Origin of the sequence: Stenotrophomonas sp. FR024, assembly GCF_047500745.2 — a bacterium.
Taxonomy (GTDB): domain Bacteria; phylum Pseudomonadota; class Gammaproteobacteria; order Xanthomonadales; family Xanthomonadaceae; genus Stenotrophomonas; species Stenotrophomonas maltophilia_A.
The window spans coordinates 1989-26816 of record NZ_JAXAXM020000009.1; the positions used below are offsets into that span (position 1 = coordinate 1989).

The window sequence follows — 24828 nt, forward strand, 5'->3', positions numbered from 1 at the left end:
CTGGCCGGCAACTGCAGGTTGCGTCCGAAGCTCATGCAGTTGCCGGCCAGCGGCCGGCACTACCCGTGGCGTCCGAAGCTCATGCGGTTGCCGGCCGGCGGCCGGCACTACCCGTGCCGGTGCCGCGCGTTCCAGATATGCGTGGCGGCCAGCAGCAGGCTGCCAGTGACCGTCATCGGCGTTTCCCAGTCATGTGAGGGCAAGGCCAGCGCGCCGGCCAGCAGCAGGCCGAGCCCGGCGCCGGCGGTGGCCCAGGCCAGCACGGGCAGTGGGTGACGGCGCTCGGCCCGCCACAGCGCGTAGCCGGTCAGTGGCAGGGCGATGGCCACGAACAGCAGGTGGACCCATTCCGCTTCGGCCCAGGTGCCGAACAGCGGCAGCGCGGCGGCAAGCAGGGGCAACGCCAAGCAGTGCAGCAGGCACAGGCTGGACAGGGCGACCGCGCCGGCATCGAGCAGGGCGGCAGAAGGCGACTTCATCAGGGGAGGTTCCTTGCGCGGCAACTGTTATACAGTAACATTTCCGTTCCGCAGCCAACCCGCTCCGACATGAACACTGTTTCCCGCGCCGACCGTCGCCTTCCGGTCACCGTGCTGTCCGGCTTCCTTGGGGCCGGCAAGACCACCCTGCTCAACCAGATCCTGCGCAACCGAGAGGGCCTGCGCGTGGCAGTCATCGTCAACGACATGAGTGAGGTCAACATCGATGCGCAGCTGGTGCGCGAAGGTGGCGCCGAGCTGCGCCGCACCGAAGAGACGCTGGTGGAGTTCAGCAACGGCTGCATCTGCTGCACCCTGCGCGACGACCTGCTGCAGGAAGTGCAGCGCCTGGCCGAGGCCGGCCGCTATGACTATCTGTTGATCGAATCGACGGGCATCGGTGAACCGATGCCGGTGGCGGCCACGTTCGCGGTGCGCGACGAGCACGGCTTCAGCCTGAGTGATATCGCGCGGCTGGACACGATGGTGACGGTGGTCGACGGCAGCGCGTTCCTTGCCGACTTCGGTTCGACCCTGCGCCTGGCCGAGCGCGGCCAGCAGGCCGGGCCGGACGATGATCGCGGTGTGGTCGACCTGCTGTGCGAGCAGGTGGAGTTCGCCGACGTGATCGTGGTCAGCAAGATCGACCAAGTGGATGACGAAGTGTTGCAGGACACGCTGGCGGTACTGCGTGGCTTGAACCGGGATGCGAAGCTGCTGCTGTCCAGCTTCGGTGATGTGCCGTTGGCCGAGCTGCTGGATACCGGCCGCTTCGACATGGAGCGTGCGCAACGCGCGCCGGGTTGGGTGAAGGAGCTGCGTGGCGAGCACACACCGGAAACCGAAGAGTACGGCATCGGCAGCTTCGTCTACCGTTCGCGGCGTCCGTTCCACCCCGCGCGATTCGCCCGCGCGCTGCAGTCCGGCATGCCCGGCGTGATCCGCAGCAAGGGCTGGTTCTGGCTGGCCAACCGCATGGATTGGGTAGGCGAGTTGAACACCGTGGGCGCCGCGACGCGGACGCAGGCGGCGGGTTTCTGGTATGCCGCGCGCGACCGCGTGCGTGCCGGCCTGGAAGACACCGCACCGTTGTTGCCGCCGACACCGCTGCCCTACAGCGACCTTGGCTGGGCGCGGCAGCAGGCCGATTGCTGGAGCGCACCGTTGCCGGGGCTGGAAGAGTTTCCGGATGCAGCCGCGCACACGGCGATGCAGCGGCTGTGGCACCCGTTGTGGGGTGATCGCCGCCAGGAGCTGGTGGTGATTGGTGTGCACATGGATGAGCGTGCGGTGCGCGCGGAGCTGGATGCGTGCCTGCTCAATGACCAGGAGCTGCGGGCGGGGCCGCTGCTGTGGCAGCAGATGCCACAGGCGTTCCCGGTGTGGAAGCGCTGACGGTGCATTGAGGTTTCCTGGGCTGCCGGCCAGCGGCCGGCACTACCCCGGGTCGATACGCCATGCGTGGATCTACAAGGCGTCATGCCACTGCCAGCCCTCGGTGCTCACGTGCAGCACCTGGGTCGGCCGCAACGCCTGCAGCAGGTGCCGGTCGTGGCTGACCATCACCAGTGCGCCCGGCCATGCCGCAAGCAGTTCTTCCAGCGCCTGTAATGCACTGAGGTCCAGTGCATTGCCGGGCTCGTCCAGCAGCAACAGTTGGGGCGCGGGATCGGCGTAGAGCACACTGGCCAGTGTGCCCTTCACCCGTTCGCCATCGCTGAGGCTGCGGGCGGGGCGCTGGATGCGTTGTGCGTCCAGACCCAACAGGGCCAGGCGCGTGCGCAGCTCCCCGGGGTCGGCACTCGGGTTGGCGGCCTGCACGCTGTCGAGGATGCTGCATTCGCCGGACAGCCCCAGCAGCTGCTGGTCGAGCAGAGCCAGTGGCGCATGCCGTTGCACGATGCCGCTGCGCGCCGGCAGCTGGCCGGCCAGCACACGCAGCAGGGTTGATTTTCCACTGCCGTTGTCACCGACCACGGCGATGCGCTGCCCTCGACGGATCTCCAGCTGCAATGGTGCGCTGCAGCCATGTGGCAGGACCAGATCCTGTACCTGCAGCAGGCGTGCGCTGCCACGCTCGCCATCGGTGGCAAACAGCGCCAGTTCCGGTGCCGCATGAACCGCCGACGCCGCTGCGCGCAGCTGCTCTGCACTGGCCTGCAGGCGTTCGGCCTGCACCTGCTGCGCGCGGCCGTGGCTGGCCTCGGCGCGCTGCTTCTGCCGGCCGAGCAGGATGGGGGCCTGGTTGGCCTGCTTCGCATCACGGTTGCCACGTGCCTGGCGTTGCTGCTGGCGTTCGTGTTGTTCGCGCGCGCTGCGTTGCTGTTGCCGGTGCTGCGCACGCGCATGGTCAAGCTGGGCGGTGGCGGCTTCACGTTCGGCGGCGCGTGTGTCGGCGTAGTGCTGCCATGCGCCGCCATAGCGATGCAGGCCACGCCCATCGAGTTCGACAATCTGCTGCATGCGGCCCAGCAGTTCGCGATCATGACTGATCACCAGCAGGCCACCGCGCCACTGCTGCAACTGTTCGTACAGCTGTTGGCGATGGCGTGCGTCGAGGTGGTTACTGGGTTCGTCCAGGATCAGCCAGTCGGCACCGCTGGCCCAGGCGCCGGACAGCGCCACCTGCATGGCCTGGCCGCCACTGAGGCGCGCGGCCGGCTGGGCGGGATCGAGGTCGTCGGGAAGCTGCAGCGCACGCCATTGCTGCTGCAGGCGTTCGCGCAGGTCCCAGCGCTCGCCTAGGCAGGTGAAGTCGGCCTCATCGACGCTGCCGGCTTCGATGCGTTGCAGTGCGGCCAGTTCCGCGCCGACGCCGGCCAGTTCACCGACCGTGCCGGCGGGTGGATAACCGGGTGTCGGCAACAGGAACACGCGGCCACTGCCACGCACCTGGCCACTATCGGGCGACAGACGCCCGGCCAGTAGGCGTGCGAGCACGCTTTTGCCAGCGCCATTGGCACCGACCAGGCCGGTGGCGACCGGTTCGAAGGAAAACGTCAGATCGGAAAACAGCGGGCGGCCGTCGGCCAATCGATACGACACGCGATCGAGCGTGAGGGAATGCGGGGTCATGCGACCTCCATGGATGCCGGGTTCTCCCCTGCGCGCAGGGGCGGGAAGAGTCAGGCCGTCTGTTGCGAAGACGGCGGCATCAATGGCGCATTGGTCGCGAGCCTCTGGGAGGGATGAGGGGAGATTATACCGCCCGCAGGGCATGCGAATTGTAGAGTCGAGCTTGCTCGACTGCTTTTGAGGAGCAGTCGAGCAAGCTCGACTCTACGTGGCACGGCCATCGAGCGCGGATCTACCGGCCTACGGCACGGTTTCCAGGCGCGCGCTGACGAAGTCGATGAATACCCGCAGCTTCGGAAGCACGTGGCGGCCGGAGGGCCACAGCAGGTGGAAGATGCCGCAGGAGTGCACATGCTCGTCGAGCACGGTCAGCAGCCGGCCGTCGGCCAGTGCATCGCGCACCGAGTGCACCGGCACGAAGGCCAGGCCGATATCGCGCAATGCAAGCGCCACCCGCGCTTCGATGGTATTGGCCACCATGTGTACCGGCAGTTCCTGCGGTGTTTCATGGTCGGGCCAGTGGATCGGCCACAGTTCCAGCTTGCCGGTGCTGGGGAAGCGATAGTGCAGCAGCGTGTGCTGCATCAGATCGGCCGGCGTGCGCGGCGTGCCGCGCCGCTGCAGGTACGCCGGCGAGGCGACGATGCGGCGTGGGAACACGCCCAGGCGTCGGGCGTTCATGCGCGAGTCGCTGGGCTCGCCGACGCGCAGCACGGCATCGAAACCCTCCTCGATGACATCGACCAGGCGGTCGCAGAAATCGAGGTCGAGGCGGATGTCCGGATACGCGGTCATGAACTCGGCCATCAGCGGCAGGGTGAGATCGCCCACCAGCGGCAGGCTGATGCGCAGCGTGCCACTCGGTGCGGCATGCGGTTGCGCCAGCTCGGTGCGTGCGGCATCGCGTTCGTCGAGGATGCGCCGGCAGCGTGCCAGGAACAGCTGGCCCTCGGCGGTGAGGGTGATGCTGCGCGTGCTGCGGTGGAACAGGCGCACGCCCAGTGCCTGTTCCAGCCGGGCAACGCATTTGCCCGCGGCCGAGGCCGAGATGCCCTGCAGGCGCCCGGTCTCGACGAAGCTGCGGGTGTCGGCCGCGTGCACGAAGGTCTGCAGATTGGCGAGGTTGTCCAGGACTGACATGGGCGTGCGGGCAATGAAAGCGGCAGGGTAGGTCGGCGCGGCTGTAGCGGACGGCTCCGCCATCGCAACACTGTGGTGCGAAGTGGTGTGGAGCCCGTTGCGGCCTTGCAGTTCCGGCCATCATGCCGATTGCGGACTGCAGGGTCCATGATGCCCGGAGCCGCAACCGGCTTTTTGCACGAGGGCGTGGTGCCTAACGTGGCGGGCCTCTCCCCACGGATCACCGCGATGAACGCTGTTCCTTCCCTTGCACCTGCGCCGACGCTGCCGTCGGTGCAGCGGCTGCTGCAGCAGGTCCACCCACAGCGCCTGGTCGGTACGGTAGTGCTGGTGCGCGAGCACGGTGTGCTGCGCCACGCCAGCGCGACCGGGCTGGCCGATCGCGAGTCGGCCACGCCGATGCTGCGCGACCAGTTGTTCCGGCTGGCATCGGTCAGCAAGCCGCTGTTGACCACGGTGATCCTGCGCCTGGTAGCCGAAGGCGTGCTGGACCTGGATGCGCCGGTACAGCGCTGGCTGCCGGACTTCCGCCCGGCGCTGGCCGATGGCAGCACGCCGCCGATCAGCCTGCGCCAACTGCTCAGCCATAGCAGCGGGCTGGGTTACCGCTTCCTCGAAGCCGATGCGGATGGCCCGTACGCACAGGCCGGCGTCAGCGATGGCATGGATGCGAATCCGCTGACGCTGACCGACAACGTGCATCGCATCGCGCAGGCGCCGCTGCTGTTCGCGCCGGGCAGCCAATGGTTGTACTCGTTGGGCGTGGACGTCGCGGGCGCCGTGGCTGAAGCCGCGACTGGTGAAACGCTGCAGGCATTGTTCGCACGCCTGTTGGCCACGCCGCTGGGCCTGCGCGATACCGCGTTTGCCATCGACGATGCCGCACGGCTGGCCACGCCCTATGTCACCGACGCGCCGCAGCCGCATCGCCTGCAGGAAGGCGAGGTGGTCGCTCCATTCGAGGGTACCGTCGGCATCGAGTACAGCCTCGCCCGTGCTACCGATGCCAGCCGTTTCCCTTCGGCCGGTGCTGGACTGATTGGCAGCGCCGACGAGGTGATGGCGGTGTTGGAGGCCCTGCGCGATGTGCAAGCTTCGAATCTGTTGCCGCCCGCGCTGGTGGCGGCGATGGCCACCCCGCAGGTGGGCGAGCAGGGGCCGCCGGAACCGGCCGGCTGGGGCTTCGGGCTGGGCTTTGCGGTGCTGCGCGATGCCGCCGCCAGTGGCACGCCACAGAGCGAAGGCACCTGGCGCTGGGGCGGTGCCTACGGCCATAGCTGGTTTGTCGATCCTGCGCGTGGGCTGAGCGTGGTGGCGCTGACCAACACCCTGTACGAAGGCATGGACGGTGCCTTCGTTGATGAGCTGCGTGACGCGGTCTACGCCGATCTGGAGGCTGCGCGATGAGCGGCCATGCCATTGATGCGGCGAGTCCTGCCGGCGAAGCTACACGCCTGCCGTGGGCCGGCCTGCTGGCGCTTGCAGGTGGCGGCTTCATCACCCTGCTGACCGAAACCCTGCCGGCCGGTGTACTGCGGCCGATGGGCGAGAGCCTGGGCGTGAGTGATGCGGCGGTGGGCCAGCTGGTCAGCGTGTACGCGCTGGGATCGGTGATGGCCGCACTGCCGATGACCGCGTTGACCCAGCGCCTGCCGCGACGCCCCTTGTTGCTGGCCGCCATTGCCGGCTTCGTGGTGGTCAACACGCTGACCGCCGTGAGCAGCAGCTATCCGCTGATCCTGGCCGCGCGTTTCCTGGCCGGTGTGAGTGGTGGCCTGCTGTGGTCGCTGGTGGCCGGCTACGCGGCGCGCATGGTGGTGCCGTCGCTGCAGGGCCGGGCAATTGCGGTGGCGATGGTTGGATCGCCGTTGGCGCTGTCGCTGGGCGTACCGGCGGGCACGTTGCTGGGCCAGCAGATCGGCTGGCGCTGGGCGTTCGCGTTGATGAGCGTGCTGGGGGTCGGCCTGCTGGCGTACGCGCGCTGGGCATTGCCGGCGTTACCGGCGGCCGCGGCCGGTCAGCGCACGTCGTTGGGTACGGTGTGGCGCATGCCCGGCGTGCGCAGCGCGTTGGCGGTGATGGTGCTGTACGTGCTGGCGCACAACGTGCTGTACACCTACATCGAACCGCTGGCGGTGGAGGCCGGCGCCGGCCCGTGGCTGGACCGCCTGCTGCTGGCCTTCGGCGTGGCTGCCATCGTTGGTATCGGCATTGCCGGTTGGGGCGTGGACCGTCATCTGCGCACGCTGGTGTGGGCGGCCGTGATCGGTTTCATTCTTCCGGTGTTGGCCCTGCTGTTGTGGCCAGGACAGGCCACACCGCTGCTGCTGGCAACGATCCTGTGGGGCGTGGCGTTCGGGTCGGTTGCGACCCTGTTCCAGACCGCGCTCGCACGCCGTGCCGGTGCTGCTGCCGACCTGGCGCAGTCGATGCTGGTGACCGGCTGGAACCTGGCGATTGCCGCCGGTGGCGTAGCAGGCGGTGTGCTGTTGCAGGTCAGCGGCCCGAGCCAGCTGGGCTGGTTGCCGTTGCTGTTGCTGGCGGTGAGCGCGGCGTGGCTGTTGGCACGGCCGAAGGCCTGGGCGTAGGCGCAGACCAGACGTTACCGAGGTGCCGGCCAGCGGCCGGCACTACCGTGGTCCACGCCATCCACGCATGGCGTGGATCTGCCGAGCGCAGCGACCCGCGTTTGCTTTTGCTTTTGCTTTCTTCTGTTGATTCCGTGGTGGGACGCCGCCGCAATGTGTCCGTGGCCGGGTGGATGGGTTGCGCAGGGGCGTGAGCCGCATGGATGCGGCGACCGAGCTTACATGGACGTACTTGCAGCGCCCCCTGCGCGACCCATCCACCCGGCCCCAACTGATGGATCCACTGTACGCGACTCACCACGAGGGGCTCCGCCGTTGGCCGTCCTACTCGATCCCCTCACGCTCGATCGGCACGCTGCGCGGATTCTGCATGTGCTCCCGCGCCGCGCCATAGCGCTGCTGCCGCTTGTGATGGAACACCACGAACTCATCCCGCGGCAGCGGCCGCGAGAACAGCCAACCCTGCGCGAACTCGACCTTCCGGGTATGCAGATACGCCAGCTGTGCCTCGGTCTCCACGCCCTCGGCCACCACCCACAGGCCCAGCTCCTTGGCCATGTCGATGATGTGCGGGGTTACCGGGCTGGTGGCGCTCTCGGTGTCGATCGCATCGATGAATGATTTGTCGATCTTCAACGCGTCCAGTGGCAGCTGTTCCAGGTACTGCAGGCTGGAGAAGCCGACGCCGAAATCGTCAATGGCCACGCTGTGCCCGGCCCGACGCGCCTGCGCCAGCATCGTGCGGGCGCGGTCCAGATCCAGGAAGCCGCGCTCGGTGGCCTCCATCCAGATCTGCTGCGGCAGGATGCCGCTGCCGGCCATGTGCTTGGAGATCATCTTCAGCGCACGGCCGCTGCTGATATCTTCGGCGGCCAGGTTGATCGCGATGTGCGCGCTGCGGTCGGCCACCAGCAGTTCACGCATGTCGCGCACCACGTTCTCGATCACCAGATCGGTGACCGCGCCGATCATGCCGGCCTCTTCGGCCAGCGGAATGAACAGGTCCGGCCGCACCTGGGTGCCATCCGGGCGCTGCCAGCGCACCAGCGCTTCGGCGCCGACGCAGATGCCGGTATCCAGCTCGATGATCGGCTGGTAGTGCAGGTACAGCTCGCGGCGGCGGATCGCTGTGGCCAGCTCGCCGCGCAGGGACAGGCGGCGACGCGACAGCCAGATCACCAGGCCGGCACCGGCAGCGGCCAGCAGAACGCCGATCGGCACGAACAGCCACGCCTGCTGGCGGAAGGTCGCGGCAAGCGCGGTACGCGGCATGGTCGCGATCGCCAACCACTCTTCGTTGCGGGCGGTGGCATACAGGGTGTGGTGGTCCAGGCCTTCATCGGGGGCGCGCAGCAGGGTCTCCAGCAATGCCGGATCCATGCCGTCCTGCCTGGCCAGGAGACGCCCATCGGGGCTGGCCAGGGCAAGGCGCACGTTCGGGTCGGCGATGACATCGACGAAGCGGCGCGGATCGACCAGCACGTCGTAGTTGCCGTACAGGAACGACAGGACCTGGCGCCGTCCGCTGGCCTCGGGGCGCACATCCACGGCGATGCCGGCGCCATCACTGGTGACGTGGTCGGCCTTGGGCTGGTTGACGTCGGACAGGAACGGCCCCCACGACGTACAGCGCAGCTTGCCACCCTCGAAGTAGCCCATCTGGTCGACCGACGGCGAGGTCATCACCAGTGTCTGCATGCGCCGGATATGCTCGGGCCCGCAGGCGTCGTGGGCGCCGACCTCGGCCGACTGCAGTGCCGCCAGCGCTTCCTGGTAGGACTGGTCGGCGCGGCGCAGCGCGCGACCGGCGATGTCGCGCAGCCGCTGCTGCTCGACGCTGACTGCACGGTCCCAGGTGGCATAGGCCATCACCGCGATCGGCACGGCCGCGGCCAGCAGCGCCAGCGCGGTGCCACCAATGATCACGCGCAGCCGACTCAAGGCCGGAGCTCCAGCGGGGCGGGCAGGGCAGGGCACATGGTCGGGCCGATCCTTGGGCAGGTGCGGCTATCTGAGCATGACGCCGGGCCGGGCGGAATGGGACGAATCCGGTATTCGGTCACAATGTGATGAAAGCGACCATGATTGACGCAATCGGGCCGTCCAGCGCTGGCGCTCCGGGCCGGGGAGGACTAACGTCGAACGCTTCGCCCGCCCCAATGCACGCCCATGACCGAGCCCGCAACGCCCCCCGAGCACCTGCGCCGCAGCCTGTCCAACCGCCACCTGCAGCTGATCGCCATCGGCGGTGCCATCGGCACCGGCCTGTTCATGGGCTCGGGCAAGACCATCAGCCTGGCCGGCCCGTCCATCGTCTTCGTCTACCTGATCATCGGCGCGATGCTGTTCTTCGTGATGCGCGCGATGGGCGAGCTGCTGCTGTCCAACCTGCAGTACAAATCCTTCATCGATTTCTCCACCGATCTGCTCGGTCCCTGGGCCGGCTTCTTCTGTGGATGGACGTACTGGTTCTGCTGGATCGTCACCGCCATCGCCGACGTGATCGCGATTGCCGCCTACGCGCAGTTCTGGTTCCCTGGGCTGGATGCCTGGATACCGGCACTGGCCTGCGTGCTGCTGTTGCTGGCACTGAACCTGGTGACGGTGAAGCTGTTCGGCGAGATGGAATTCTGGTTCGCGCTGATCAAGATCGTGGCGATCTGTGCACTGATCATCACCGGCGCCGGGCTGGTGGCGTGGGGCTTCACCTCGCCCAGTGGCCACACCGCGTCGTTGTCGAACCTGTGGAATGACGGCGGCATGTTCCCGATGGGCCTGGTCGGCTTCTTCGCCGGTTTCCAGATCGCGGTGTTCGCTTTCGTCGGCATCGAGCTGGTGGGTACCACCGCCGCTGAAACCGCAGACCCCGAGCGCAACCTGCCCAAGGCGATCAACTCGATCCCGGTGCGCATCATCATCTTCTACGTGCTGGCGCTGATCGCGATCATGGCGGTCACCCCGTGGCGCCAGGTGGTGCCGGACAAGAGCCCGTTCGTGCAGCTGTTCGTGCTGGCCGGCATTCCTGCCGCGGCAAGCCTGATCAACTTCGTGGTGCTGACCTCGGCCACGTCCTCGGCCAACAGCGGCATCTTCTCCACCAGCCGCATGCTGTACGGTCTGGCCGAAGAGGGCCACGCACCGCGCGGGTTGTCGAAGTTGTCGCGCGCCGCAGTGCCCGCCCGTGGCCTGCTGTTCTCGTGCCTGTGCCTGCTGGGCGGCACGTTGCTGATCTACCTGATCCCGAACCTGGTGACCGCCTTCACCCTGGTGACGACGCTGGCCACCGTGCTCTTCATCTTCGTCTGGTCGCTGATCCTGGTGGCCTACATGGCCTACCGCCGCCGCTACCCGGAACGCCACGCCGCCTCGATCTTCAAGATGCCCGGCGGCGTCGCCATGTGCTGGGCCTGCCTGGTGTTCTTCGCCGCCGTGCTGGTGCTGCTGAGCCTGCAGGCCGACACCCGCCAGGCGCTGGTCGCCAGCCCGGTGTGGTTCGTGCTGTTGGGCGTGGGGTATTGGGTGCGGCGGAGGACCGCGAAGTAATCCAGCATTTGCGTTCCATCGATTGATCCAGAGATCTCTCTGGAGTGGGGTCAGAGACCGTTGCGCAGCAACGGGATCCGACCCCCGCAGGAAATCGGCCGTTGCCGTTGCTGTTGAGGTTGCCGGCCAGCGGCCGGCACTACCACGGGTGCAGGGCGCAGCCCTGCCGACCCCCATTCACCCAGCATTAGCGGGCGCGGCCGGATGATCCGGCCGCCATGTTCCGTCGCCCTCTCCTGCTTGCGCTGTTGCTGCTGCCCAGCCTGTGGCCCGGGCTGGCCGCCGCGCGCACCGTCTACCGCTGCGTGCAGGGCAACACCGTCAGCCTGGCCACCGCGCCGGAACCCGGTTCACGCTGCACCCCGAAGGAAATCGACGACAACGCCATCCAGACCCCGAATCTGTGGGGCAACATGGGCGTGTTCAGCGGCGTGCTGTACGAGCGCGAGCAGGATGGCGCGCTGGTCTACTCCACCCGCAACCTGCCCGGCTCGCGGGTGTTCCTGAAGTTCACCATGGCCACGCCGGCGGGTGAACCTGCCCACGAAGGCCTGGGCAAGGTGGGCAAGCCGCAGCTGGCGCAGCATGCCAAACAGTTCAAGGCCGCCGCCAAGGCCACCGGCGTGGATGACGCGTGGCTGCGCGCGATCGCCCATGCCGAAAGCAACTTCGATGCACTGGCGGTGTCCAGCAAGGGCGCACAGGGCGTGATGCAGTTGATGCCGGACACCGCGCAGGAGTACGGGGTGAATGATCCGTTCTCGCCGCAGCAGTCGATCGATGGCGGCGCCCGCTACATGCGCGCGTTGCTGCGTCGCTACAACGGTGATCGGCCGCTGGCAGCGGCCGCCTACAACGCCGGCATCGGCGCGGTCACCCGCTACAAGGGCGTGCCGCCCTATGCCGAAACCCTGGCCTACGTGGACAAGGTGATGGCCCTGTACGCACGCTACCGCGAGGCGATGGGCATCCGTACCGAGGTGCCGGCGCGCTAGGCGGGTGGTGCTGCACGCACGTGGTTCTACATGGGAGCTTGCTCAGCGCGAGGTGGAGGTGCTGACCAGTTCGTAGCGTTCGATGCGGCCCAGGCGGGCAACCTCGGCCTGCACGTCGGCGCGCTGCTTCAGCGCACGCCAGGCCGCATCGATCTTCACGTCACCGGGCAGCGACGGATAGGTGCGCATGTCCTGCAGGCTGGCCAGCGTTTCACCGCGTTCAACGGGTGAGCGCAACTGTTCGATCAGCACGGCAGCTGCGCCGTCGAGATTGCCCTCGTCCAGCAGCATTTCGCGCTGGAACAGGCGCGCGTCATCGCCCTGGGCCAGGATCGCTGCACGCGCGGCCTGTTCGGCCTTGGCATCGCCACGTTCACGGGCGGCAACGAACTGCAGCAGTGCCTGGGCCGCCTTGCCGTAACCGGCCAGGCCCGGTATGTCATTCACTGCCGTGGCGGCATCCTGCATGCGGCCCAGCGAACTGAACACGAAGCCGACGTTGAACTGGTGCTCGGCACCATCGGGGCCCAGTGCACCGATGCGTGCGGCCAGCTTGGCTGCCGCCAGCGCATCCTCGTTGCGACCCAGCCGGCGCAGCGCCGTAAGCCGGCTGTTGAGCAGCCATGCCACCCATTCGGCTTCCGCTGCCGAAGGCGCCTCGCCTTCGGCGGCCGCAGCGGCCATGCCATCGGTCAGCGCCAGCACTTCCTCGTTGCGGTCCAGCATCAGCAGCGTGCTGCTGAACTCGGCCATGCGCGCGTCCAGCGCCCGGTCGAGCAGGCCGGAAACCCGCAGTTCGTCGAGGTGCTTCTGTGCAGCCTGCACGGGATCAAAGCGCGGGTTGGCGCGGTCGACATAGGGATCGAAGCGCTTGTCACTGCGCAGCCGGATGATTTCGGCGGGCGCGGAGATGCGGGCCAGGGTCGCGGGGATGGCCTCGCCACGGCCGTTGTCGGCCTGCAGCGTGGCCAGTGCCAGCCACAGTCCGGTGGGTTCCAGGCCGCCGCTCTTCCAGCCGTTGTCGAACAGTGCCTGCAGCAGTTCCATGCGCTGCTGCGGCTGGTCCCGCAGGCGGAACTGCAGGTAGTTGATCGCGTGGTGGTCCACCGGCAACGGCGCTTCGGCATGCTTCAGCGCCTGCACCAGGTGCTTGGTGGCAGGCGCCGGTTGGTTCTCGGACAGTTCCACCGAGACCAGGGTCAGCAGGATCTGCGCATCGTCCGGCAGTGCCTCCTGCGCGCGCTGCAGATAGCGGCGAGCCTGGTCCGGCTTCTTCTGCACCATCGCGGTCCAGCCGGCCACCTGCGCGGCGCGGCCGCGATGTTCAGCATCGAAGTCATCCAGCATCGGATCTTCCATCAGCCGTTCCATCGCGATCAGTGCGCCCAGCGTGTTGCCACTGCGTGACTGCTGGATCGCCTCATCCCATCGCGTGGCATAGGCCTGGTGCATCGCATCGGCGGTGACTGACGGCTTCTGTGGTGCCACCGAGATCGAGGCGGAGGCCGGCGTGCTGGCCAGTGCGGCCACCAGCAGGGCGGCGAGGGGGAAGATGCGGGGCATGGAGGATCTCCATCCGTGGGAAGAGCATTGAACCCGCTGTAGCCAGGGAGAACAAGCGCAACGCATGGAACTCTGGTATCCGGCAGTACGTTTGGCCGTGGCGGATCCTGCGTTCAGCGTCTATTGTCAGTGCCTCTTCAGACAGCAGGCAGGCAGCACAGCACGATGGCACGGTGGCAATGGATGGCGGCAGGCGTAGCGTTGGCGACCGTAGTGGCACTGGCCGCGACCTGGTGGGAGACGCCGCTGCATACGCCGGCTGAACCGGCAGGCCCGGTTCCAACGCCGCTGGCGTGGACCGCGCAGATCGAGCCGCTGGCCGGCGATGGCCACCCGGGTGACCGCGATGGCGCGTCCGCGCAGGCGCGTTTCGCCGATCCGTACGCGTTGCTGCGCAGTGCCGATGGCAGCGTCTATTTCACCGATGCCGGTGACAACAACCGGATCCGTCGCCGCCTTCCCGATGGCCGCGTTGAAACGGTGGCCGGGCAGGGCGAGGGGCGTATCGATGGCCCGGCACTGCAGGCCAGTTTCAATACGCCCTCGGGCATCGCCGCCGACGCGCAGGGCAACCTGTATGTGGCCGACACCGGCAACCACGCGATCCGCCGTATCGGCACCGATGGCCAGGTGACCACGCTGGCCGGTGGCGAACAGGGCTACGCCGATGGCCCTGCCGCGCAGGCGCGCTTCGATGCACCGATGGGCATCGCGGTGGACGCGCAGGGCCAGGTCTATGTGGCCGACACCTTCAACGACCGCATCAGGGTGATCGGTACCGACGGCAACGTGCGTACCCTGGCTGGCGGCGAGCGCCCGGGGCTGGCCGATGGCCTGGCGGGTGATGCACGCTTCGATACACCGGTGGCACTGGCCTTCGATGCGCACGGCGCGCTGCTGGTGGCCGACCTGTTCAACAACGCGGTGCGTCGGGTCGGTGCCGACGGCATGGTCAGCACGCTGCTGGGCGATGGCGGCGTGATCAATGGGCCGCTGTCGCTGGCCACCACGCACGACGGCGTGCTTTACGTGGGTGACCTTGATGGCCGCATCGTGCAGGTAACACCGCAGGGCCACCAGATCGCGCTGGTGGGCAACGGCCGCCTGCCACGCCTGGCCCGCCCCAGTGGGTTGGCGATGGATGCCGATGGCAGCGTGCTGGTCGCCGATTCCGCCAGCTATCGCCTGCACCGCCTGCGCCCGCTGCCGGTGGGTGACCTGCCGGCACCGGCGCTGGTCGGGCCCGCTGCCGATGCAGCGTTGCCGGACACCGGTGGGCGCTGGCCATTGGCACCCCAGGATGGCTGGCATGAAGTGGTCGGCACGCTGGGCGAGGTGCGCGGCAACTTCAAGGGCGAGAGCCGCCACCACCTGCACGGCGGTTTCGATGTGCGCGGCGATGTCGGCCAGACCGTGCTGGCGATCGCCGATGGCAAGATCAGCAGCCCGGTAGCGGCGTGGAGCCTGGGTGGGCAGGCGGAGGGCCTGGCCGTGGACCGTCTCAAGTACATCCACATGCGGGTCGGCCGCACCCCGCGCGACCAGCCGTTCGATGCGCGCTGGCAGGCGCTGTACGACGAACAGGGCAAGCTGGAGCGGATGCGCGTGCGTCGTGGCATGCGCATCCACGTCGGTGATCGCCTGGGCAGCATCAACAACCAGGCGCACGTGCATCTGGCGGTGGGTACCGGCGGTTTCGAAACCAACGCGGTGGCGCTGGGCTTCCACAACTACGCCGACCACTTCGCACCGCGCATCACCGATGTGGCCCTGCTGGACGACAACGACCAGCCGATGACCGCAGGCAGCGACGGCGTGGTGATGGTGGCGCGGCAGGGACGTGGCGTGCAGATCGTGGTCGAGGCCTGGGACCAGGTCGACAACAACCTGCCGCGGCGCCGGCTGGGCATGTACCAGGTGGGTTACCAGATCCTCGATGCCGGCGGACAGCCGCTGCAGGGCTACGAACAGCCACGCTGGAACATCGTGTTCAACCGCATGCCGCCGCAGAACGAAGCGGTGCGCGTGGCCTACGCGCCGGACAGCGGCATCACCGTGCATGGCAGCGCGGTGACCCGTTTCCGCTACCTGGCCACCAACACCGTGCGTGACGGCCTGATGGAAACCGGGCGCTGGCAGCCGGCGGCATTGCCACCGGGCGAGTACACCGTGCGCGCCAGCGTGCGCGACTACAGCGGCAACGAAGGCGTGGGTCCGCGCGAGATCAGGGTACGGCTGCTGCCATAGCCGCAGCCGGGGCGCCGCAGCGTTCGCGCTCGGCGTCCATGTCTTCCAGCGGCCGCACCTCGATGCTGCCGAAGCGTGCCCACGGGAAATCGCGGGCGATGCGCATGGCTTCGTCGCGGTCGCGGGCGACGATCAGGTTGAAGCCGGCCAGCAGTTCGCGGGTTTCCGCGAACGGGCCATCCAATACACGGCTGTGGCCATCACGCACGCGCAGGGTCTGCGCGGTGTCAACCGGCTGCAGCTTCTGCGCGGCCAGCAGCGTGCCTTCCGCCTGCAGTCTGTCGGCGTGGGCGAGGCAGTCGCGCATCAGCGCGTTGAATTCTTCGGTGGGCAGGGCCTGCAGCAGGGCAGGCTCGATGTAGATCAGAAGCAGGTACTGCTGCATGGGACGGTCCTGGCGGGGGCGAGGTGTCCATGATGGCGCAGGTTTGCCTGCCAGCATGCTGCAGCGCGAAAAGCCGCCTGCGGCGGGCGATCGGCGAACGGCGGAGCCCCTCCGTGGTGGGGTGGGTTGGTTGCTGAAAGCTCGGGTTCTTGGATTTGGCCGGGTGGGGAGGCAGGGCAGGGGGCGCTGCAAGTACGTCCATGTAAGCTCGGTCGCCGCATCCATGCGGCTCACGCCCCTGCCCTGCCTCCCCACCCGGCCTTGGACAGATCTCTGCGGCTGACCCACCACGGGAGATCAACAACAAGAGCAAAAGCGGGTCGCTCCGCTCGCAAAGCCGAGGTCGCCAGCCACCCGCTGTTGCTGTTGCTTCTGCCTTTTTTCTTGATCTTCCCGTGGTGGTTCGGCCACCGGAATCTGTCTGGGGCCGGGCGGGTGGGGTTGGCGGGGTATCCGCGGCATGGATGCCGCGGCTAAGCCCCCATGGACGGGTTTACGGCGTCCCCGCCAATCCCACCCGCCCGGCCCACCCACAGGAAACCAGCTTTCAGCGACCAGCCCACCCCACCACGGAGGGGCTCCGCCGTTCGCCGACGCCCGCCGAAGGCGCGCTTTCCACGGAAGAAATAATTTTCAAAAGACGTGTCGATTCCCAGCCCCCTGGTTCGTTGTACCCAGTGAAGGGCACGCACCACGCGTCCCCACGGGAGACCGCAATGAAAGTGATGGTGATCGTGAAGGCCAACGCCGACTCCGAAGCCGGCCGCATGCCCAGTGAACAGGAACTGTCCGAAATGGGCGCCTTCAACGAACAACTCGTGGCCGCCGGCATCATGCTGGCCGGTGAAGGCCTGCATGCCACCCAGCGCGGACGTCGCATTCATTTCGGCAGTGGCGCGCCCAAGGTCGAGGCCGGTCCGTTTGGCCCTGCGGGCGAGCAGATCGCCGGCTTCTGGCTGTGGGACGTGCGCTCGCTGGACGAGGCCGTTGAATGGGCCAGCCGCGCGCCGTTCAACAGTGGTGGCACGCTGGAGCTGCGCCCGCTGATCTCCGCCGAAGACTTCGGTGAAGCCTTCACCTCCGAATTACAGCAGCAGGAACAGCGTCTGCGTGCACAGCTGGAAGGTTGACCCGATTCATTTCCCCCGCCGGGCATGGCCCGGCGCTACCCCCCTGAAACCCACGACGGAGTATTGCCATGAAACTGATTCCTTTCCTCGGCTTCAGCGGCCAGGCCCATGAGGCGATGGCGTTCTACGCCAAGGCACTCGGTGGCCAGGTCACCTCGGAAATGAAATACCGCGACATGCCGCCCTCCGATGGCTCGCCGGGCTGCAACGAGATGCCGCCGGAAACCCTGGACCACGTCGCGCACAGCCAGCTGGAAATCGGTAGCGCCATCGTGATGGCGGCCGACGGTCCCGGCGGTGGCGAGGGTGGCTCGACCACCATCAATGTCGACGTCGACAGCATCGAAGAAGCCGAACGCGTGTTCGCCGCGCTGGCCGACGGTGGCCAGGTGCAGATGCCGATCGCCGAAACGTTCTGGGCGCACCGCTGGGGCATGTTGATCGACCGCTACGGCAAGCCGTGGATGGTCAACTGCATGAAGCAGCCCTGATCCCTCTTCTTTTCATCCACAAGGAGCTTCACCGATGAATGCACCGCAACCGCAGATGATCTTCGTCAATCTTCCGGTGAAGGACCTGGAGAAATCCAAGGCCTTCTTCACCGCGCTGGGCTACAGCTTCAATCCAACTTACACCAACGATGACGCGGCAGGCATGGTCATCAGCGAGAGCATCTACGTGATGCTGCTGACCCAACCTTTTTTCCAGCAGTTCACCAACAAGCCGATTGCCGATGCGCACACCCACACGGAAGTGATCAACGCACTCTCGGCACCCAGTCGCAAGGCAGTTGACGAGTTGGTGGACAAGGCACTGGCCGCCGGCGGCAGCGAACCGCAGCCGGCGCGCGACCTGGGCTTCATGTACCAGCGCGGCTTCCAGGATCTGGATGGCCATCTCTGGGAAATCGCACACATGGACGGCGAACCGGGCTGACGGCCGCCGCAGGGAGAATCCTCATGGCTTACGTGGATGCTTACGTGCTGCCGTGCCCCCAGGACAAGGTGGCGGCCTACCGCCGCCTTGCCCGCAAGGCCGGTGCGGTGTGGAAGGACCATGGCGCGCTGCAGTACATGGAATGCGTGGCCGACGATGTGGAACCGGGAAAGAGCACGTCGTTTCCGCGTGCGGTCAAGGCCAAACCTGGCGAAACGGTGATCGTCGCCTTCGTGGTGTTCCGTTCGCGCGCGGCGCGCGACCGTATCAACGCGAAAGTGATGGTGGACCCGCGGTTGGCGTCGCTGGGCCCGAAGGACATGCCGTTCGACACCAAACGCATGTTCTGGGGCGGCTTCAAGCCGATTGTTGAAGCGTGAGCTGCGGCGCTTGTGCGGGCCGGGCGTGCGTGCTGTGATCGGCGCATGCTCGAGCCCGCACTGACGCAGCGTCTGGAAACCCTCTGGCGGATGGAGTCGCCGGTGTTGATCGCGCGCCTGGCGCGGCTGCTCGGGGGCGATGTCGGCCGCGCCGAGGAGCTGGCCCAGGACACCTGGCTGGCCGCGCTGGAGCGCTGGCCGGAGCAGGGCATCCCGGACAACCCCGGAGCCTGGCTGATGACCACTGCGCGCAACCGTGCCATTGATGTACTGCGCCAGCACCAGCGGGTGGCGCAGCAGCATGCGCAGTGGGGCGAGGAACTGCATCCGGCGCCGCTGCCGGCGCCCGACGACAGTCAAGCGCTGGAAGATGATCTGGGTGACGACCTGCTGCGGCTGATGTTCGTGGCCTGCCATCCGGTGCTGCCGGCCGATGCACGGGTGGCATTGACCCTGCGCCTGCTCGGTGGCCTGACCACTGTCGAGATCGCGCGCGCGTTCCTGCAGCCCGAGCCGACCATCGCCCAGCGCATCGTGCGCGCCAAGCGCACCTTGGCGCAGAAGCAGGTGCCCTACGAGGTCCCGCGTGCTGACGCGATGCCCGAGCGGCTCACTTCGGTGCTGGAGGCGATCTACCTGGTGTTCAACGAAGGCTATGCGGCCAGTGCCGGTGATGACTGGATGCGTCCGGCGCTGTGCGAGGAGGCATTGCGGCTCGCGCGCATCCTGGCGCACCGGCTGCCGGTGCCGCCGGTGCTGGGCCTGCTGGCGCTGATGGAGCTGCAGGCCTCGCGTGCCGCGGCACGGACCGATGCGCAGGGCGTGCCGGTACTGCTGGACCAGCAGAACCGCGCGCGCTGGGACTGGCTGCAGATTGAACGCGGGCAGCAGGTGCTGGCGCGCGCGCTGGCCGCCGGTGGCGCTGATGATCCCTATGTACTGCAGGCGCGTATCGCAGCGTGCCATGCAGCGGCGCGCCGCCCCGAGGATACCGACTGGCCGCGCATCGCAGCGCTCTATACGCAGCTGCTGCAGGTGCAGCCCTCGCCGGTTGTTGCATTGAACCGGGTCGTGGCGGTGCTGCGCAGTGACGGTGCCTTCGCGGCGTGGGCGCAGCTGCAGCCGTTGCTGGTGGACGCGCGACTGCGCGAGTACGCGCCGCTGCAGGTGGTGCGCGGGGAGTTACTACAGGCGCTGGGGCGCGACCTGGACGCACGTCACGCTTTTGCGGAAGCCGCCAGACTCAGCCAGAACCAGGCAGAGCGGGGCCTGCTGCGGCAACGGGCCGGCCTGCCTCCCACGGAGTGACCTCGACGAAGGCAGCACTTGTCGGCGGGCCCGCGAGCCGTTATGTTTCGCGCCCAGCGGACGCGTCAGCGTCCACTTTCCATGCGTATTGACCGAGGAGCGGTTGGATGTATTCAAGGACGAAGAGCGCATCGCGCGCTTTTGCGCGCCTGCTTGCCTGTGCCCTGTGCCTGGCCGTATGGCCGATGGCCGTGCAGGCGGCAGACAAATCACAGCAGGCCTATTGGGCCGGTTTTGCCTATACCGCTGATGCCGCTGCCGTGCAGGCGACCACGCCGCATGCGCACGCCGTGCTGGAAAAGCGTGGCTTGATCCCGCTCAACCAGACCCTGGGGCAGGGGCTCAAGCGTCGCCCGCCGGCCAATCTGGAACTGATCGACCAGCCGGTGGCGATGCTCGACGGCACCACCAGTGCGACAGTGCTGGCCGCGGCACTGGACCGCGAACTGGTCTCGGTCGAGCCGATCGGCGACCAGTACAAGGTGCTGGTGGAAGTGGCGCTGCAGGCGCTGTTCTTCGATTTCCGCGAGCGCCAGGTGATCGCGTCCTATCCGCTCACCCTGCAGCGCATCGATGTGCAGGATTACCGCCCCGACAACGACGATATCGATGCGATCGTCGCCGATCTGCTGTACGGCAACGCTGCGACCAGCCTGTCGCAGGTACTGGCCGCCAGCCTCGCCCAGGCCAAGCTGCCCGATGCCGCCGTGCGTCGCCTGCAGGTCGGTGGCGTAACCCTGTCCGACGCGGTCCGCGCCAAGCTGCCCGACCCGAAGTGGGAAGCCCCGCTGCGCGCCACGCTGGCCCATGAGCTGTCCAAGACGCTGTCGTCCAATACCGGCGTCGGCCTGCTGCCGCCGGCCTCGGGCCAGGCGATCGGTGGTGCGATGGCGGCGCGCTTTGCCGACGGCAAGGTCTACCAGCTGAAGATTCCCGAGCCGGACTACGTCATCAACCTGCAGGTGGATGCGCTGAAGAACGGCGTGATCGAAGAAACGCCGGCGATGAAGACGATGCTGTTCGGCGCGTTCTTCACCGCCAAGGTGACCGAGCCGTTCTCCGGCAAGGTCTATTTCGAACAGCCGCTGCGCAAGGGTGCCACCAAGGTGGTGCCGGTCACGCAGTGGCAGGTCGACCAGTGGTCGGCCAGCTACGAAACCCTGCTGGCCGGCTTCGACGCCTTCGCCGGCGCCGCCGCCAAGCGCGCCGATTCGCGCGGCTGGCTGGACGAACAGAAGCCGGGCGGCCGCCCGTTGCAGCAGCAGACCCAAGCCCTCCAGGAGTTGATCAAGTCATGTCGTTGATGCGTACCATCCTGCTCATCCTCATCGCCCTGGTGGTGGCCTCCCCGGTCGCTGCACAGACCGCCAGTTCACGCGGTACCGGTTCGGCCAGCTACGGCCTGCGCCTGAGTGCCGACACCCGCGCCCAGGCCCTGAACAAGGCCAAGGTCAATGCACTGGAGGCGTACATCGCCGAAACCGGTGCGGCCAAGCTGCGCCTGTTCGAAGCACGTCGCTCCGAGTTCATCGGCGAGATCGACCGCTACGTGCTCAGCGCCGTGCAGCTGTCGGACATTGAAGACAAGAAGGCCAAGACCTACACCGTCACCGTCCGCGCCGAGATCAACACCACACTGCTGCAGACCAAGCTGGATGCCGGCTCGGCCGTGGCCGGTGCCACCGCCGCGCAGCGCTCGCTGCTGACCTTCCTGTTCATGGCGCGCTCGCAGGACACCGTGCAGTCGTTCCAGGACAAGGAATACCGTCGCGTCGACGCCAGCAGCAGCTACAGCGAGAACACCCGTGAAGGCGACAGCTTCCGCGGCAACTCGGTCAGCACCAACGGCAGCATCAACCAGAATGGTTCGATGTCGGTCACCAGCGGTGGCAGCACCACCCAGCGCAGCGACAACATCAGCTGGAAGGTGGCCAACGCCGCCGAAGTGAACACCGCGATGACCGGCGCCTTCAGCGCCGCCGGCTACGAAGTGGTTGAAGCCGAATACGTGGAAGGCGAGTCGCGCGGTCTGCTCAGCATCGAGCGTATCCGCAAGGACTTCAGCACCGGCAACGACCTGGCCCCGGCCACCCTGCGTGATACCGCCAACGGCATCCGTGCGGCCAACATCCCGTACATCGCCGTCGGCACCCTCGACGTCGGCATGCGCGACCGCGACCCGGCCAGCGGCAACACCCGCGTGTTCGTCACGGTCACCGGCAAGGTGCTGGACGTGACCGGTCGCTTCCCGCGCACCGTGTCGTCGGTGGGCCCGGTGCAGTTCTCCGGTACCGGCCCGAACGAAACCGTCGCCCGTACCAACGCGCTGCAGCTGGCGGCTGAAAAGGCTGCCCAGCAGATGATCAACGAACTGAACGTCAAGGCAGTTCGTTGATCCGCCACCCCGGTGGGTGGGGCGCTCGCTCGGCATCGCCCGGGGTTACCGATTTCCCACGTGCCGCTTCGCGGCCGTCTCTCCCAAAAGGACACTCACATGATCCGCAATACCGCTCTTGTCGTGGCCATCGCGGCCGCCACCCTGTCGATGCCGGCCCACGCTGGCCTGGGCAAGCTGAAGGACCTGGCTGGCGCCGCTACCGGCACCTCCAGCAGCAGCGCCTCCAGCGCCGCCGCTCCGGACGAAGCCGCGCAGGAAGCGCTGGTGCGTCGTTTCGTCAGCTCGCAGTCGCACTCGCTGCAGGCCCAGACCTCGTTTGCCCGCGCCTTCGGCCTGGCCGAGCAGGTGCAGCTGCTGGAAGCCGAGCGCCAGGCGCTGTCGTCGGGTTCGGTCAGCGTCGATGCGATGAAGAAGTCGGTGTCGGTCAGTGAAGCTGCGCAGGCGGCGATCAACGAGCGCCAGGCCGCACAGCCGGAACTGAACGCTGAATCCAAGCAGCACTACGCCGAAGGCCTGGTCTCGCTGCTGTCCTCGGCGGCCGAAGCACAGAAGCTGGGCGGCGAAGCCAGCAACTTCACCGCCGGCATGAAGAACCTGGGCGCGACCCAGCTGGCCACCGTCGGCCGCAAGCTGGCAGCAGGTGCATGGGTGGCCAAGGAATCGCCGGGCTTCATCCAGGGCCTGTACGGTTCGACCAAGTCGGCCGTGACCTTCGCCAAGAAGAGCAAGGTGAAGGTGCCGTCCAACGCCGATTCGATGCTCGACACGCTCTGATCCGAGGCGAATCTCCATGCGTATGACCTACCGTTTGATCGGCCTGGGCCTGGCTGCCACGCTGCTTGCAGCCTGTGGCAAGCAGGACACCCCGGCCGCCGCGCCCGCCAAGGACAAGGCAACCAGTGCACTGGCCAGCAATGCGCCAGTGGAAGCAGCGCCCCTGCGTGGCACGCCGGATTTCGGCGGCATCACCCAGGTCGCGCGCGAAGCCGACGGCATTGGCAGCACCCCGGAACTGGCGGTGCTGGCGGCATTGCAGTCGGCGGTGGCGCAGGTCAACGGCGTACGCGTGGCCAGTCAGATGCAGAGCCTGCGTGCAGGCCTGCATGTGGATGTGGATGACGAACACGTCGGCGATATCCGCGCCGACGCGTTCACCCAGCAGATGATCGCCGGCTCGCAGGGCGCGGTGCTGGGCTATGAAATCCTGTCGCAGGATGAAGTGCGGCAGCTGGACGAGGAAACCATCGCCCGCGTGCGCGCCAGCGACGAAGGCTGGAGCTTCAAGGGCTCGGCGTCGGCCAGTGCCTCCGGCGAAGCATCGGCCAAGAGCGGTTCGGCCTCGGCCAGCGTCAGGGAAAGCTACGACGAGAAGGTCAACGTCGATGCCAAGCGTGGCGCCAGTTCGTTCGATTCCGACGTGACCCATCGCAGCATGCGCAGCTACTGGAAGGTGCGCGTGCGCGCACAGATTGCCCAGTACCGCGCGCCGGACGAGCAGGGCAAGCCGAAGATCGTGGTTGCCCTGCCGCGCACCAAGGCCGGCAGCTACGCCGTCGGAGACGGCCGCGTGGATGCCGATGAAGTGGCCGATGCGATCCGCGCACGGCTGTCCGACACGCTGACCCAGACCCAGCGCTTCATCGTGCTGGACCGCGAATTCGGCGACGAACTGCAGGCCGAGATCGATCACATCAACAGTGGCAACGTGCGCCTGCAGGACACCGCACGCGTGGGCCAGCAGCTGGCGACCGACCTGATCCTGATCCCGACCATCGAACGTTTCGAGTACCCGCGCAGCGTGCGCAACCTGCGCATGTCCGACCGCCAGGTGACCTCGTACTCCGGTGGCGGCCGCATTACCCTGCGCCTGATCAACGCCACCACCGGCCAGGTGGTGATGTCCGACAGCTTCGATCACCAGCTGGCCTCGACCGGCCCGAGCACCCTGCCGCGCGTGGTCAATGGCCGCAACATGGCCGCGGCGATGATGGAATCGCTGTCCGGCCAGATCGGCACCGCCATCGTCACCACGCTGTTCCCGGTGTCGGTGGTTTCGGTGGACGGAGACCAGGTGGTGCTGAGCCAGGGCGGTGACACCGTGCAGGCCGGCCAGCGCTGGCAGGCCGTGCGCCTGGGCGAAGAACTGAAGGACCCGCAGACCGGTCGCTCGCTGGGCCGCAGCGAACACCCGTGCTGCACCATCCGCATCGACCGCGTGGCTGCACAGACCTCGTACGGCACCATCGAAGACGGCGTCGACGCCATGCGCGGCGGCTTCCGTCCGGGCCAGATTGAATTGCGCCAGAAGCTGGGCAGCAAGCCGGCTGCTGCCGCTGCTGGCGCAACGGCCTCGGCTGCACCGGCTGCCGCCGCGCGCCCGGCGGCCAAGCCGAAGCCCAAGCCCGCTGCCGCCCCGGCCGAAGACCCGAACTGGTAACAGGCTCAAGCAACACACCGATGGGGTCAGAGACCGTTCCCGCTGGGAAAGGGAACTGACCCCTTCTTGTTTCCGTCCGTGTCGACCAAGGTCGACACCTACCAGCAGCGGTGTGTCGACCAAGGTCGACACCTACCAGCAGCGGTGTGTCGACCAAGGTCGACACCTACCAACAGCGGCGTGCCGACCAAGGTCGACACCTACCAACAGCGGCGTGTCGACCA

General features: G+C 67.4%; 21 protein-coding genes. 15 read left to right on the forward strand and 6 right to left on the reverse strand.

Annotated elements, in window-relative coordinates:
* Positions 1-107: 107 nt before the first annotated feature.
* Entirely contained in the window at positions 108-479 is a 372-nt protein-coding gene (locus ACMZ91_RS11475) for a MerC domain-containing protein (protein WP_014645760.1), read from the reverse strand.
* A 69-nt stretch (positions 480-548) separates the two neighbouring features.
* Here ACMZ91_RS11475 and ACMZ91_RS11480 point away from each other — a divergent pair, with 69 nt between their 5' ends.
* Positions 549-1874 carry a GTP-binding protein gene (locus tag ACMZ91_RS11480; protein WP_049461444.1) on the forward strand — a complete coding sequence of 442 codons (1326 nt, stop codon included), beginning with the start codon at positions 549-551 and terminating at the stop codon, positions 1872-1874.
* A gap of 72 nt (positions 1875-1946) precedes the next feature.
* Here ACMZ91_RS11480 and ACMZ91_RS11485 read toward each other — a convergent pair whose 3' ends face one another.
* Together ACMZ91_RS11485 and ACMZ91_RS11490 are read right to left on the reverse strand one after the other, a co-directional pair.
* A complete protein-coding gene (locus ACMZ91_RS11485; protein WP_049461442.1) occupies positions 1947-3554 on the reverse strand; it encodes an ATP-binding cassette domain-containing protein in 1608 nt (535 codons plus the stop codon).
* Positions 3555-3794: 240 nt separating this feature from the next.
* On the reverse strand, positions 3795-4694 hold the full coding sequence (locus tag ACMZ91_RS11490; RefSeq protein WP_049461440.1) for a LysR family transcriptional regulator: 900 nt from the start codon (positions 4692-4694) through the stop codon (positions 3795-3797).
* Positions 4695-4922: 228 nt separating this feature from the next.
* Here ACMZ91_RS11490 and ACMZ91_RS11495 point away from each other — a divergent pair, with 228 nt between their 5' ends.
* On the forward strand, positions 4923-6101 hold the full coding sequence (locus ACMZ91_RS11495; protein ID WP_049461438.1) for a serine hydrolase domain-containing protein: 1179 nt from the start codon (positions 4923-4925) through the stop codon (positions 6099-6101).
* Complete coding sequence (locus ACMZ91_RS11500; RefSeq protein ID WP_049461436.1) at positions 6098-7282, forward strand: MFS transporter; 1185 nt, start codon at positions 6098-6100, stop codon at positions 7280-7282. Before ACMZ91_RS11495 ends, ACMZ91_RS11500 begins: the two co-directional genes overlap by 4 nt.
* Before the next feature lie 324 nt (positions 7283-7606).
* On the opposite strand, the gene ACMZ91_RS11505 is transcribed toward ACMZ91_RS11500, so the two are convergent.
* The gene (locus ACMZ91_RS11505) at positions 7607-9223 is read right to left on the reverse strand and encodes an EAL domain-containing protein (protein ID WP_049461408.1); all 1617 of its coding nucleotides are present in this window, start codon (positions 9221-9223) and stop codon (positions 7607-7609) included.
* A 228-nt stretch (positions 9224-9451) separates the two neighbouring features.
* On the opposite strand from ACMZ91_RS11505, the gene cycA reads away from it, so the two are divergent.
* Both cycA and ACMZ91_RS11515 read left to right on the forward strand, forming a co-directional pair.
* Positions 9452-10825 carry a D-serine/D-alanine/glycine transporter gene (gene cycA, locus ACMZ91_RS11510; RefSeq protein ID WP_049399140.1) on the forward strand — a complete coding sequence of 458 codons (1374 nt, stop codon included), beginning with the start codon at positions 9452-9454 and terminating at the stop codon, positions 10823-10825.
* Between the two features lie 218 nt (positions 10826-11043).
* Positions 11044-11820 (forward strand): lytic transglycosylase domain-containing protein, encoded by a 777-nt coding sequence (locus tag ACMZ91_RS11515; RefSeq protein WP_049461406.1) that lies wholly within the window; start codon positions 11044-11046, stop codon positions 11818-11820.
* A gap of 42 nt (positions 11821-11862) precedes the next feature.
* On the opposite strand, the gene ACMZ91_RS11520 is transcribed toward ACMZ91_RS11515, so the two are convergent.
* Positions 11863-13383, reverse strand: a complete 1521-nt coding sequence (locus ACMZ91_RS11520) for a tetratricopeptide repeat protein (RefSeq protein ID WP_049461404.1) — start codon at positions 13381-13383, stop codon at positions 11863-11865.
* 165 nt (positions 13384-13548) lie between these two features.
* On the opposite strand from ACMZ91_RS11520, the gene ACMZ91_RS11525 reads away from it, so the two are divergent.
* Positions 13549-15630, forward strand: a complete 2082-nt coding sequence (locus ACMZ91_RS11525) for an NHL repeat-containing protein (RefSeq protein ID WP_049461402.1) — start codon at positions 13549-13551, stop codon at positions 15628-15630.
* Here ACMZ91_RS11525 and ACMZ91_RS11530 read toward each other — a convergent pair.
* A complete protein-coding gene (locus tag ACMZ91_RS11530; RefSeq protein ID WP_049461400.1) occupies positions 15608-16015 on the reverse strand; it encodes a YciI family protein in 408 nt (135 codons plus the stop codon). The genes ACMZ91_RS11525 and ACMZ91_RS11530 overlap by 23 nt on opposite strands.
* A 716-nt stretch (positions 16016-16731) precedes the next feature.
* Between ACMZ91_RS11530 and ACMZ91_RS11535 the strand changes: the two genes are divergently transcribed.
* The 9 genes from ACMZ91_RS11535 (at position 16732) to ACMZ91_RS11575 (ending at position 24604) form a co-directional block, all read left to right on the forward strand.
* Positions 16732-17145 carry a YciI family protein gene (locus ACMZ91_RS11535; RefSeq protein WP_049463533.1) on the forward strand — a complete coding sequence of 138 codons (414 nt, stop codon included), beginning with the start codon at positions 16732-16734 and terminating at the stop codon, positions 17143-17145.
* 68 nt (positions 17146-17213) lie between these two features.
* Complete coding sequence (locus ACMZ91_RS11540; protein ID WP_012509913.1) at positions 17214-17636, forward strand: VOC family protein; 423 nt, start codon at positions 17214-17216, stop codon at positions 17634-17636.
* A 34-nt stretch (positions 17637-17670) separates the two neighbouring features.
* Positions 17671-18081, forward strand: coding sequence for a VOC family protein (locus tag ACMZ91_RS11545; RefSeq protein ID WP_032128772.1), 411 nt, complete (start codon positions 17671-17673; stop codon positions 18079-18081).
* Positions 18082-18104: 23 nt separating this feature from the next.
* Positions 18105-18461, forward strand: a complete 357-nt coding sequence (locus ACMZ91_RS11550; RefSeq protein ID WP_049463532.1) for a DUF1428 domain-containing protein — start codon at positions 18105-18107, stop codon at positions 18459-18461.
* Between the two features lie 45 nt (positions 18462-18506).
* Positions 18507-19769: an RNA polymerase sigma factor gene (locus tag ACMZ91_RS11555; protein WP_032128770.1), complete on the forward strand. Its 1263-nt coding sequence runs from the start codon at positions 18507-18509 to the stop codon at positions 19767-19769.
* Positions 19770-19876: 107 nt separating this feature from the next.
* Positions 19877-21073, forward strand: coding sequence for a hypothetical protein (locus tag ACMZ91_RS11560; protein WP_049463531.1), 1197 nt, complete (start codon positions 19877-19879; stop codon positions 21071-21073).
* Positions 21064-22164 (forward strand): hypothetical protein, encoded by a 1101-nt coding sequence (locus ACMZ91_RS11565; protein ID WP_032128768.1) that lies wholly within the window; start codon positions 21064-21066, stop codon positions 22162-22164. Before ACMZ91_RS11560 ends, ACMZ91_RS11565 begins: the two co-directional genes overlap by 10 nt.
* A gap of 99 nt (positions 22165-22263) precedes the next feature.
* A complete protein-coding gene (locus ACMZ91_RS11570) occupies positions 22264-22941 on the forward strand; it encodes a hypothetical protein (protein WP_049398327.1) in 678 nt (225 codons plus the stop codon).
* 16 nt (positions 22942-22957) lie between these two features.
* Positions 22958-24604 carry a CsgG/HfaB family protein gene (locus ACMZ91_RS11575; RefSeq protein ID WP_049463530.1) on the forward strand — a complete coding sequence of 549 codons (1647 nt, stop codon included), beginning with the start codon at positions 22958-22960 and terminating at the stop codon, positions 24602-24604.
* Positions 24605-24828: the final 224 nt, after the last annotated feature.